Source organism: Candidatus Arthromitus sp. SFB-turkey (assembly GCF_001655775.1).
GTDB lineage: Bacteria > Bacillota > Clostridia > Clostridiales > Clostridiaceae > Dwaynesavagella > Dwaynesavagella gallinarum.
Window position 1 is genome coordinate 13,350 of the sequence record NZ_LXFF01000023.1, and the last position, 11,637, is coordinate 24,986.

Sequence of the window (11,637 nt, forward strand, 5' to 3'; positions counted from 1 at the left end):
GTTCACAAAATAAAAATATGTTTGATTTTTAATTTACCAATTGGGAGAAGTATCATGGATCTTAATATTTTAGATAAGCTAATTGAATATGCCATAATAGATGTTTTTGAAGATACTAAACTCAAAATTTTGGGATTTCCGTATAAATGTAAGTTTATAAAAAGAAGAGAACAAGAAAATTTTTATATAAAAGATGCAACTCTTAATTTTACAATGATCGCTAAAGATAATAAAATCGTTCATTTTGAGTTTAAAAAAGAGTATTTTTATAATGATATATATAAATTTCTTGTATATTCATCATTTTTGATATATGAAAATAAGGATGATTTTGAACTTATACTAGTTTATCCGAGAAAAGCAAGAAAAATAGTTAAAAGTATGGCTTTTACTTCTTTAAGATTTGTGTATACAGATGTTTATTTAGATTGTTTTAATGGCGATAAGCTTCTTATGAAATTGGCCGCTAAGGCTTCTAAAAATAGAAGATTTAAAGATGAAGAATATTTAGCATTATCGCTTATTCCATATATGTATTCCAAACGTGAAAGAATTACTTTGATAATAGAAGGATTAAGACTTGCAAATTCTTTAAATTCTAAAAAGAAACATAGTATTATTATAATTATTCTTATTCTATCTGAAGGTTTTTTGGATGAATCAGATATGCTTAAACTTAAAAAGGAGATAAAAATGTATAAAATTGGTAAAATGCTATTAGAAGAAGGGAAGAAAAAAGCAGCAGATGAAGTTGAAAGAGAAATTTCTGGAAAAATGGTTGAAAAAGGTAAAAATCAAGCTAAAGTTGAAATTGCTATCGATATGATGAGAAACAAAGAACCTCTTGATAAAATTATGAAATATACAGGATTTGATAAAAGGACTCTTGAAAAAATTTATTATAATTTTAAATAATAGCTGGGGTAAATTTTATTTACTTCAGTTTTTTGTTTTTTGATATTTTAAATTTAAGTATTTTTAAATTTAAAATGATATAATTAGTTAAAAAATTTGAAAAAGGATGATTAGTTATGAAATTGTTGTTGGCTGAGGATGAAAAAGAGTTTGCTAATGCTTTAGTTGCTGTATTTAAACATAATAATTATTCTGTTGATGTTGTTTATAATGGACAAGATGCTTTGGATTGGGCTTTAAATACAGATTATGATGGAATTATTTTAGATATAATGATGCCTAAACTTAGTGGACTTGAAGTTTTAGAAAGACTGCGTAAAGAAGGAAGTAGTGTTCCTATTTTACTGCTTACTGCAAAAGGTGAGGTATATGATAAAGTAAAGGGGTTAGATATGGGAGCTGATGATTATTTACCAAAACCCTTTGCTATGAAAGAGCTTTTAGCTAGAATTCGTGCAATGACAAGAAGAAAATCAGAATTTTTATCAAATACTTTGAATTTTAATGGAATGAGTTTAAATAGAGAAAATTTTGAGTTATCTTATAAAAATCAAAGTTTAAGATTAGGAAATAAAGAATATCAAATGATGGAGATGTTAATGAGTAATCCCAATATGTTAATATCTACGGATCAGTTTATGGAAAAAATTTGGGGATATAATTCTGACGCAGAGATTAATGGAGTTTGGGTTTATATATCTTATTTAAGAAAAAAGCTAGTTTATATTAATGCTCCTTTTGAAATTAAAGCTGCTAGAGGAATTGGATATAAGTTAGAGAAAAAAAGAGGTATAAGTATAAATGATTAAAAAATTACAAAGAAAATTTATATTTATAACTATTTCTTCTTTATTCATTGTTCTTTTAATAGTTGTAGGTACTATTAATGCTATTAATATTATTCAAACTGAAAATAAAACTAATGAATTAATTAACATAATTTTAGATCATGATGGAGTACTTCCAAGAGACTTTAAAGGGCCTAAAATTAAACCTAAAGATGATTTTAATAAAATGGATTCTCCATTTCGTTTTGAATATTCTAAGGAAACTCCTTTTCAAACAAGATACTTTTCAATAAAGTTTTTTGATAATGGGGATACAGTTATAGACATTAAAAATATTGCCTCTATAGATTATTTAGAAGCAAGTGATTTAGCTGAATTAGTTATTAATTCTGGAAAAACTTCAGGTTATAAAGGAATATATAAGTTTAAAATTTCTGAGAAAGATGGATATAAACTTCTTGTGTTTCTTGATTGTAGGAAAGATATTTTAGTTATTAGAGATTTTGCTATAGTATCTATATTTGTTGGAATATTATTTTTAATTCTTGTTTTAATTTTATTGAGTATTTTGTCTAAAAGAGCTATTAAGCCTTTTATTGAAAGTATGGAGAAACAAAAAAGATTTATAACAGATGCAGGACATGAGATAAAAACGCCTCTTGCAATTATATCTGCAAATACTGAAGTTATAGAAATGTACAATGGTGAAAATGAATGGACTCAGAGTATTAGAAATCAAGTTAATAGATTAAGTGAACTTATTAAAAGTTTGTTATCTCTTGCTAAAATGGATGAGAATGATTTTAATTTAGAGATGGAAGAGTTTTCTTGTGGAGATGTTGTTTGTAATTTAGTAGATAATTTTGATGCACTTTTTAATAATAAAAATTTAGATTTACAAAAAAATATAGATTCTAGATTAAAAATGGTTGGAAATAGAAATGATTTTTATAATTTAATTTCTATTCTTTTAGATAATTCTGTAAAGTATACACCAGATGGTGGAAAGATAGAAATATTTTTTGGTAAAAAAGATAATAAAGTAGAATTCTCAATTTTAAATACATGTGAAGAATTTTTACAAGGTGATTTAAGGTATCTTTTTGATAGGTTTTATAGATTAGATAATTCTCGTTCAAGAGAAGGTGGAGGGTATGGTATAGGATTATCGATAGCTGAGTCCATTGTAAAGGCGCATAAAGGTAAGATAACAGCTATTGGAAAAGGAAATGAAGTTTGTTTTAGGTTTTTATTACCTCAAAATTTAGATAAGAGAAAATAATTTTCAAATTCGCTTTTATAGTGGGTTTGAAAATTTTTTTTGAGAAAATTGAAAGTTTAAAGTTAATTTAAGGTTGGATATATATACTTGTTTACATAGAAGGAACGATGTTCACATCAAACTTAATAATTATTTATAAGGAGGAGAAAAAAATGGGAAAAATTAAATCAACGTTTCAAAGGTATGAAAAAAAATATCTTTTAGATGAGAATAAATATTATAAATTTTTAAACAAAATTGAAGATAAAATGAGAATTGATGATTATGGTAAAGTTACCATTTGTAATATATATTTTGATACAGAAGATTCAAGACTTATAAGATATTCTCTTGATAAACCTGTTTATAAAGAAAAATTAAGGATGAGGAGTTATGATGTTCCAAATAGTAAGAGCACAGTTTTTGTAGAACTTAAGAAAAAATATGATGGAGTTGTGTATAAGAGGAGAGAAAATATGCTTATTGTTGAAGCGGAAAATTATTTGTATCGTGGAGAATATCCATCATTTGAAAGTCAAGTTTTACATGAGATAGATTGGTTTATAAATCATTACAAGACTATACAACCTAGTATGTATATTTCTTATGAACGAATTGCAATGTATGGAATAGAAGATTCAGAAATTAGGATTACCTTTGATGAAAATATTTTATGGAGAGATACGGAGCTTGATTTGAAAAAAGGATCATGGGGTAATCCAATAATTAATAAAAATGAGTATTTAATGGAAGTAAAAATTGCTGGAGGAATGCCATTTTGGTTGTGTGATGCTTTAAATAGTTTGGAAATTTATCCTAGATCATTTTCAAAATATGGAATAGCGTATCAAATGCAACAAGGATATATAGATATGATTAACACAGAAGAGAGTTATGAAAGAGAAGTTTTTGCTTGTTAGAAATTTTTAGAGATTTTAGGAGGAGAAGAAGTTGTTAGATTCATTATTTGCTTCAATTTTATCAACAGAGGCTACAAGTTCGATTTCAGGTAAAGAATTGATAATTTGTATGCTTGTAGCATTAGCTTTAGGGGTAGTTATAGCACTGATTTATATGTTTAGAAGTGTTTATAACAAAGGTTTTGTTATAACTTTGGCATTAATGCCAGCTGTTATACAAATGGTAATTATGCTAGTTAATGGTAATTTAGGTACAGGGGTTGCAGTTACTGGGGCGTTTTCTTTAGTTCGTTTCAGGTCTGCTCCAGGTACTGCTAAAGAAATAATAAGTATATTTTTAGCTATGGCAGTTGGTCTTGCTACAGGAATGGGATATATAGGTTTAGCGGTATTTTTCGTGATAGTAATGGGAATAGCAAGTATAGTACTAAATTTAAGTAATTTTGGTAGTTCAAATTCTTCTGAAAAATCTTTAAGGATTACAATACCAGAGTCTTTAGATTATGGAAGTATATTTGAAGATGTATTTGAAAAATATTTAAGAAAGTGGGAACTTGTACAGGTGAGGACAATGAATATGGGAAGTTTATTTAGATTAGAATATAGGATTACTGTTAAGAATGTTATTCAAGAAAAGCAAATGATAGATGACTTAAGGTGTCGTAATGGAAATTTAGAAATACTTTGTGGAAGAGTTTCATCATCTAAGGAGGAATTATAATAATGAAGAGAGATAAGTATAAAAAGTTTTTAGGTGTTGCTTTATCAACGATGTTTTTATTTGGTTTAAGTTCATGTACAAATACAAATGCAAGTGCTACTAATAATGTAACTCAATCTAGTGTAAGTACAGATAATTCAAATCAACCTATGCCAAGAATGATGAATGTTTCTTTAGAATGAGTTGATTTAAATGCAGAATTAACTTCTTCTGTGGTTGATAAAGAAATTAAAAATAAGGATAAGGAAGTAAATTATGATAGAAATACGTCTACAATAATTACATTAAATGGTGATAGTATAAGTTTTCAAGGTGAAGGGGTTACAGTAGGTAATTCTACTGTTACAATTACACAAGCAGGAACTTATGTTATAAGTGGTAATTTAAATAATGGTCAAATAATTATTGATGCAGCTGATACTGATGATGTTAGAATTGTGCTAGAAAATGTTAATATTCATTCTGAAACAAGTGCTGCTATATATGTTAGAAATGCAGATAAATTAATCGTAACTCTGCCTAGTGGTACTACAAACACTTTAAGTGGAGGAAGTACTTACGAGAATATAGATGAAAATAATATAGATGGAGTTATTTTTAGTAAAGATGATCTTACTATAAATGGAGAAGGAACTTTAAATATTAATGCAAATTATAAACATGGAATAGTTTCTAAAAATGATTTAAATATAGTAGGAGGAACTTTTAATATAAATTCTGTTTCTCAAGCTTTATCAGGTAAAGATGCTGTTAAAATATATGGGGGAGTATTTAATATAGAGTCTCAAGGAAAAGGAATAAAGAGTGAAAATGTAGATGAAACAGAAAAAGGAAATATTTATATTAACGGCGGGGAATTTAATTTAAATACTTTAGATGATGCACTTCACACAAGCGGAAGTATAGTTATAGATGAGGGTAATTTTACTATAAAGACTGAAGATGATGGAATGCACGCAGATAAAGATCTTGTAATAAATGGAGGAAATATAAATATAACTGAATCTTATGAAGGTCTTGAGGGATATAAGGTTGTAATAAATGGAGGAGAAATAAACATTGTTTCTAGTGATGATGGTATAAATGCAGCAAATCCAGAAAGTACCAATACTGTAGAGGTTATACCAGATACAACAAATACTACAACTACTCAAGAAGCTACACAAAATACAACAAATAATATGAATACTGTACCAGTTCCTCCAACTGATGGAAATACAATGGTGCCAGGTAAAATGGGAAGACCAAATACAGATAATGGAATGATTAATGATCCAAGTGCTTATATAAAAATAACTGGAGGAAATACTACCGTTAATGCTTCAGGAGATGGTATTGATTCAAATGGAAGTTTTTTAGTTACTGGTGGAAGTCTGTTTGTATCAGGCGCTTTAACTAGAGGAGATGCAGCAATAGATTATAATGGTGGAGCTAAAATTGAAGGAGGAACTGTTGTGGCTGTTGGAGGGATAGGAATGAACCAATCATTTGGTTCAGAATCTACTCAGTACAGTATTTTTTATAGTGTAAATGCTCAAGGATCAGAAAATAATGCTGTAAAACTTATTGATGATTCTGGAAACGTAGTTGTTTCATGGGAAAATCCTCCTAAAGCATATTCATCCGTTGTTGTTTCATCACCTGATTTAAAACAAAATGGAAATTATAAACTTCAGACAGGTAGTGATATTATTGAATTAATTTTACAAAATGTTGTTACTACAAATATTTCCCAAGGAATGGGTATGGGTGGAAGAGGACAAAGAGGACAAAGACCTCAAGAATTACCTGTGAATCCAAATACTAGTGGTACAACTGAAACTCAAACAACAGGTAGTTTTTAGTTATATAAAAGAGAATAGTTTAACCTATTCTCTTTATTTTTTTGTATGGAATAATTTAAATATTTCATTAATTATGAGAGGTAGCAAGGAAAGAAAAATTGATATTATCCAATCATTTGAGTTTAAATTTTTTACATTGAAAAAATTATTGAAAAATGGAATTGTTACAAGTATTGTTTGAATGATTATGCCAATTAAAATTGAGTATATAAGTTTTATATTTGAAAATAATCCTATTTTTAAAATTGTTTTATCTTCAGATCTAATACTTAATGATAAAAATAGTTGTGAAAATGATAAAACGATAAAAGCCATAGTTTGACCGTAAATTGTTCCGTATTTTCTAAAGCCTATTAAAAATGATATTAAACTTATTATTCCTATTAGTAATCCTCCAAAAAATAATTTTAAAATGCTTGAATTTGAAAATATTCTTTCATTAACTTTCTTCGGTTTTTGTTTCATTACATCTTTATCGTGAGTATCAACGCCTAAACTCAATGCAGGTAGTGAATCAGTGATTAGATTTATCCATAAAAGGTGAGTTGGATTTAATGGAATTGGAAAATTAAATAATATTGATAGAAAAATTGTAATTATTTCTCCTAAGTTACAAGTTAATAAGAATAAAATAGATTTTTTAATATTGTTGAAAATGTTTCGTCCTTCTTCAACAGCTGTTATAATAGTTTTAAAATTATCATCAGTAAGGATTATATCTGAAGCGTTTTTAGAAACGTCAGTTCCTGTTATTCCCATTGCAATTCCTACGTCAGCCATTTTTAAAGAAGGTGCGTCGTTTACCCCATCTCCAGTCATAGAAACAATATTTCCACTAGATTTTAAAGCTCTAACAATTTTAACTTTATGTTCTGGGGAAACACGGGCGAAAACACTTATATTTTTAATTTTTTCTTTAAATTCTTCATCTGTTAAATTGTCAATTTCACTTCCAAGCATTGCTTGATTTATATTATCAGCAATTTTCAAATCTTTAGCAATTGTAAATGCTGTATTTTTGTGGTCTCCTGTAATCATAATTGTTTTTATTCCAGATTTTTTTGCTTTTTCAATGGAATCTTTCACTTCTTCTCTAGGAGGGTCAATCATACCAACTATACCTAAAAATACTAGGTTATTTTCAAATTCTTCTTCTCTTAAGTGAACAATTTCTTTGTATGCAAAACCTAAGGTTCTTAAGGCATTATTTGCCATGGTTTCTGCATTTTCTAAAATTTTGTTTTTTATTGAATCTGTTAAATCTAAAATCTCATTATTTATTAAAACTTTTGTACAAAGAGAAAGTAAATTGTCAACGGCACCTTTTGTGAAAGAGTAAAATTTATCATTTATATTGTTTACTGTTGTCATAAGTTTTCTATCTGAATCAAAAGGAATTTCTCTTAGTCTTTTATAATTCATTTTTTGATTGTGTACTGATGAAAATTCTAAAAGTGCTATTTCAGTTGGATCACCAGTTTTGGAATTTTCAGAATATGTTGCATCATTACATAAACACATATTTTTTATTAGAAGTTTATTTGCTTCGTTGTTAATGTCAAACTTAGAGGCATCAAGAAGTGTGTTGTTTGAGAAAAATTTTACAACAGTCATTTTATTTACTGTTAGAGTTCCAGTTTTATCTGAACAAATTATATTTACAGAGCCTAAAGTCTCAACAGCAGATAATTTTCTAACAATTGCATTTTTCTTAATCATTTTTTGTACGCCAATAGCTAACACCATTGCTATAATTGTTGGTAATCCTTCTGGAATTGCAGCAACTGCTAAAGAAATAGATGTTAAGAAAATTTCAAACAAATCATTTCCTTGAATTAATCCAATTACCATAATGATAATGCTTATTGCAATTGTTAAAATTCCTAATTGTTTTCCTAAATTGTTTAATTTCTTCTGTAATGGAGTTAGTTCTGTTTGAGAATTATCTAAGAAAGAAGCAATTTTTCCAATTTCTGTATTCATACCAGTTTCTACAACAACACCTGTTCCACGTCCATAAATAACTGTTGTTGACATGAATGCAAGATTTTTTTTATCACCAAGAGGTAAATTTATATCTTCATAGGTTTCATTAGAATTTTTATCGATGGGAATAGATTCGCCAGTTAATGTTGATTCATCAATTTTTAGGTTAACAGATTCAATTAATCTTAAATCTGCCGGTATGATTCTACCTGTTTCAAGAATTACAATATCACCTACAACTAGATCTTCAGAATTTATTTCTATAATTTCATTATCACGTTTAACAAGAGCTTTTGGAGATGAAAGATTTTTTAAAGCTTCTAAAGATTTTTCAGCTTTGGATTCTTGAAATATTCCAATGGAAGCATTAAGTATAATCACTAGAAATATAATAAGTGCTTCTTTAGGTTCTCCGAGAAAAAATGAAAGAATTGCCGCGATTATTAAAATGTAAATGAGGATATTATTTAGTTGCTCAAAAATCATTTTTAATATGCTTTTTTTTGCTGTTTTATTTAATGAATTTTTTCCATTTTTAGATATGAGTTCAGAAGCTTGAGAAGTTGAAAGTCCAGTAGAAGCGTTTGAATTTAATTCTTTTATTACGTCATCGATTTTTTTCGTATGCCACATAATATAGATAACCTCCAATTTTAAGAATATAATAATATATTTATTTTGTGCATTTTTAAAAAGTTTATAAAAAGAATTAATATAAATTTAAAAATAGATAATCATATATTTAAGGTTATTTTTTGAGAGGTATAGTTTTATGAAAATATCTGGATTAGAGTATAAAGATAAAAGTAATTTTGTGTTAAACAAAAAGATAACTAATGATAGGGTAGATAGTTTTTCTAAAGAAATGGATAATAGTTTTTTTGATAAATCAAAAAAGGATTTAAAAGAATTGTTAGACTCCATAAGAAAGAAAGGAAATAGAATTGTTTTAACAAAAAATCATAGTGATGTTGTTGATTATAAAAATTTAGTTAAACAATATTTAAAAAGAGTTTTAGACGATATGTATGAATTAAATAAATGTTCAGATACATTTAATTCACGATATTATTTAACTGTGGAGACTATTGATAAAAAACTTCAAGAACTTACAGATAAGATTATAGGAAATGAAAAAGATAATATTTCTATTTTAAATACTCTTGATGAAATTCAGGGATTGATGATAGACGTGTACAAATAAAGAAGAATGTTTATTGTTCTTCTTTATTTTCATTTACAAACCATTTATTTGATGAATTGAAATAATGAGGGTAAAATTCTGTGATTTTATAATCTTGTATATTGTATTTCTTAAGAGGTTCATTATTTAAATAATTTTCTATATTTTCTTTAGAGTTTGATTTCATCATAAATATTGAACCGCTCATATCAGATTTTAGCCCTGAAATTAATATAAGATTTTCATTCATTGCTTTTTGAGTATAGCTTATGTGTTCTTTCATTATATCATCATTAATCATATCAGGATTTTTTAACATGCTTTCTATAACAAAATATTTCATTTATATGCTCCTTTTGTTTATATAAAATTATTAAAAAAAGAAGGTGAATTATTTTTAGGAATTACCTTCTTTTTAATTATGTAGGATATTATTTTTTATCTTCAAGTTTATTTTTATCTTTTTTAGGTTTATCTTCTTTGAATTTGTAAACTTGAACATTAACGTAATTGTTTTTACTATAAATTGCAAACAATAATATGAAAACAGATATCCAAACGTAATTATAACCATTATTTTTCATGTTGAATTTAGCTCCTTTACAAAATTATTTCTTAGTAAATATATTAACAAAATTTTGTCTAAAATTAAATATTATTAGTAATTAAATTTTATCTATAAAGCACTAAATATTAAAATATTTGCAAATAAATTTTACATATAGTAACATATATCTCTGAAAGGAAAGGGAGAGTCATTGTTAAAGAGATTAAATTTAAAAGATTTATGTTATTTTTTAATTGGAATTATTTTTTTAACTTTGGGAATTCGTATAATAGGTGTTTCAAATCTCGGACTTTCATTTTCAGATGCGATACCTATAAAATTATCTGAACTTTTGAAAATTCCAGTATCTTTATCAAGTCTTATGCTTGGTATATTTACCTTATTGGTAGCTAGTGTTATAAAAAAGAGTAAAATTCCCCAATTTGAATGTTTAATAACTTCGTTTGTATTAGGATTTTTTATTGATTTTTGGTTGTTTGTAATTCCTGATATTTATTTTGAAGGACTTCTTTTAAGTGTGAGTGTATTTGTATTAGGAGCATTTGTTTTATCTTTAGGTATTTCCATTTATCTACAACCTAATAAATATCCACCGCATCCAAATGATTTACTTCTTATGGCTGTAACTAATAGGTTTAACTTTTCAATTTTAAAGTCTAAAATTTTAATAGATTCTATGTATGCTGCAATAGCAATTTTACTTTTAGCTCCAATTGGAATTGGAAGTGTTTTTAATACTATTTGTTTAGGGTTTTTTATAAACAAGCTATTTGATTTTTTTGAAAAAATTTATAATAAAAAATGCTAATTATATAACAATGATTAAAATAATTCATAATATACTTCAGAGGTTTAAAATTATTTAGGAGTATATTATGGAAGATAAAAATATTAAAAAAAAGCTTAAGGGAACTGAAACGGAAAAAAATTTATGGACAGCATTTTCTGGAGAGTGTGAAGCTAGAGTTAGATATGAATTTTTTGCAGATGTAGCTAAAAAAGAAGGGTATGAACAAATTGGGGCTATATTTGATGAAACTTCACATAATGAAAGAGAACATGCTGAACTTTGGTATGATTATTTGGGGCAAATTTATGACACTGAAAAAAATCTTAAAAGATCTTCTAAACTTGAAGATTATGAATCTACTCAAATGTATATAGATTTTGCTAATATTGCAAGGCAAGAGGGATTTGATGAAATAGGAGATAAGTTTCAGAAAGTTGCTGGTATTGAGAAAGCTCACAGTGATAGATTTTCTAAACTTAGAGATAACATATTAGATGGAAAAGTGTTTAATAGAAATAAAAAAGTTATGTGGCAGTGTAGAAATTGTGGTTATTTAATTTTTGAGGAAAGTGCTCCAGAAATTTGTCCAGTTTGTGAATATCCACAAGCGTTTTATCAATTACAAGAAAATAATTTTTAGGAAAAATAAAGACAATAAAGT

The 11,637-nt window shown here is 26.7% G+C and carries 13 protein-coding genes; 10 read left to right on the forward strand and 3 right to left on the reverse strand.

The window, feature by feature from the left end; all coding sequences use genetic code 11:
• The first annotated feature begins 54 nt into the window (after positions 1 to 54).
• From A6P36_RS07960 to A6P36_RS04245, 7 genes are all read left to right on the forward strand, one after another.
• Positions 55 to 915: a hypothetical protein gene (locus tag A6P36_RS07960; protein ID WP_082917614.1), complete on the forward strand. Its 861-nt coding sequence runs from the start codon at positions 55 to 57 to the stop codon at positions 913 to 915.
• A 116-nt stretch (positions 916 to 1,031) separates the two neighbouring features.
• Positions 1,032 to 1,724, forward strand: coding sequence for a response regulator transcription factor (locus A6P36_RS04225; RefSeq protein WP_066761326.1), 693 nt, complete (start codon positions 1,032 to 1,034; stop codon positions 1,722 to 1,724).
• Positions 1,717 to 2,985, forward strand: coding sequence for a sensor histidine kinase (locus A6P36_RS04230; RefSeq protein ID WP_066761328.1), 1,269 nt, complete (start codon positions 1,717 to 1,719; stop codon positions 2,983 to 2,985). The genes A6P36_RS04225 and A6P36_RS04230 overlap by 8 nt, the downstream gene beginning before the upstream one ends.
• A 152-nt stretch (positions 2,986 to 3,137) precedes the next feature.
• Positions 3,138 to 3,884 (forward strand): polyphosphate polymerase domain-containing protein, encoded by a 747-nt coding sequence (locus A6P36_RS04235; protein WP_066761331.1) that lies wholly within the window; start codon positions 3,138 to 3,140, stop codon positions 3,882 to 3,884.
• Between the two features lie 31 nt (positions 3,885 to 3,915).
• Positions 3,916 to 4,605, forward strand: coding sequence for a DUF4956 domain-containing protein (locus tag A6P36_RS04240; RefSeq protein ID WP_066761332.1), 690 nt, complete (start codon positions 3,916 to 3,918; stop codon positions 4,603 to 4,605).
• 2 nt (positions 4,606 to 4,607) lie between these two features.
• A complete protein-coding gene (locus A6P36_RS08370; protein ID WP_242861653.1) occupies positions 4,608 to 4,787 on the forward strand; it encodes a hypothetical protein in 180 nt (59 codons plus the stop codon).
• Positions 4,788 to 4,817: 30 nt separating this feature from the next.
• The gene (locus tag A6P36_RS04245) at positions 4,818 to 6,449 is read left to right on the forward strand and encodes a carbohydrate-binding domain-containing protein (RefSeq protein ID WP_242861654.1); all 1,632 of its coding nucleotides are present in this window, start codon (positions 4,818 to 4,820) and stop codon (positions 6,447 to 6,449) included.
• 33 nt (positions 6,450 to 6,482) lie between these two features.
• On the opposite strand, the gene A6P36_RS04250 is transcribed toward A6P36_RS04245, so the two are convergent.
• Positions 6,483 to 9,068: a cation-translocating P-type ATPase gene (locus A6P36_RS04250; RefSeq protein WP_066761333.1), complete on the reverse strand. Its 2,586-nt coding sequence runs from the start codon at positions 9,066 to 9,068 to the stop codon at positions 6,483 to 6,485.
• Between the two features lie 139 nt (positions 9,069 to 9,207).
• Between A6P36_RS04250 and A6P36_RS04255 the strand changes: the two genes are divergently transcribed.
• Positions 9,208 to 9,639, forward strand: a complete 432-nt coding sequence (locus A6P36_RS04255) for a YaaR family protein (protein ID WP_066761336.1) — start codon at positions 9,208 to 9,210, stop codon at positions 9,637 to 9,639.
• 10 nt (positions 9,640 to 9,649) lie between these two features.
• On the opposite strand, the gene A6P36_RS04260 is transcribed toward A6P36_RS04255, so the two are convergent.
• Positions 9,650 to 9,961, reverse strand: coding sequence for a hypothetical protein (locus A6P36_RS04260; protein WP_066761338.1), 312 nt, complete (start codon positions 9,959 to 9,961; stop codon positions 9,650 to 9,652).
• A gap of 88 nt (positions 9,962 to 10,049) precedes the next feature.
• A complete protein-coding gene (locus A6P36_RS08095) occupies positions 10,050 to 10,202 on the reverse strand; it encodes a hypothetical protein (protein ID WP_156507976.1) in 153 nt (50 codons plus the stop codon).
• Positions 10,203 to 10,376: 174 nt separating this feature from the next.
• Between A6P36_RS08095 and A6P36_RS04265 the strand changes: the two genes are divergently transcribed.
• Both A6P36_RS04265 and rbr read left to right on the forward strand, forming a co-directional pair.
• Entirely contained in the window at positions 10,377 to 10,994 is a 618-nt protein-coding gene (locus tag A6P36_RS04265; RefSeq protein ID WP_066761340.1) for a YczE/YyaS/YitT family protein, read from the forward strand.
• A gap of 67 nt (positions 10,995 to 11,061) precedes the next feature.
• Positions 11,062 to 11,616, forward strand: a complete 555-nt coding sequence (gene rbr, locus A6P36_RS04270; RefSeq protein ID WP_066761342.1) for a rubrerythrin — start codon at positions 11,062 to 11,064, stop codon at positions 11,614 to 11,616.
• The last annotated feature ends 21 nt before the right edge of the window (positions 11,617 to 11,637 follow it).

Coding starts and splice junctions, on each gene's coding strand:
- A6P36_RS04260 (WP_066761338.1), bottom strand. CDS start 9,961: ATGAAATATTTTGTTATAGAAAGCATGTTAAAAAATCCTGATATGATT.
- A6P36_RS04225 (WP_066761326.1), top strand. CDS start 1,032: ATGAAATTGTTGTTGGCTGAGGATGAAAAAGAGTTTGCTAATGCTTTA.
- rbr (WP_066761342.1), top strand. CDS start 11,062: ATGGAAGATAAAAATATTAAAAAAAAGCTTAAGGGAACTGAAACGGAA.
- A6P36_RS08095 (WP_156507976.1), bottom strand. CDS start 10,202: ATGAAAAATAATGGTTATAATTACGTTTGGATATCTGTTTTCATATTA.
- A6P36_RS08370 (WP_242861653.1), top strand. CDS start 4,608: ATGAAGAGAGATAAGTATAAAAAGTTTTTAGGTGTTGCTTTATCAACG.
- A6P36_RS04255 (WP_066761336.1), top strand. CDS start 9,208: ATGAAAATATCTGGATTAGAGTATAAAGATAAAAGTAATTTTGTGTTA.
- A6P36_RS04250 (WP_066761333.1), bottom strand. CDS start 9,068: ATGTGGCATACGAAAAAAATCGATGACGTAATAAAAGAATTAAATTCA.
- A6P36_RS04230 (WP_066761328.1), top strand. CDS start 1,717: ATGATTAAAAAATTACAAAGAAAATTTATATTTATAACTATTTCTTCT.
- A6P36_RS07960 (WP_082917614.1), top strand. CDS start 55: ATGGATCTTAATATTTTAGATAAGCTAATTGAATATGCCATAATAGAT.
- A6P36_RS04235 (WP_066761331.1), top strand. CDS start 3,138: ATGGGAAAAATTAAATCAACGTTTCAAAGGTATGAAAAAAAATATCTT.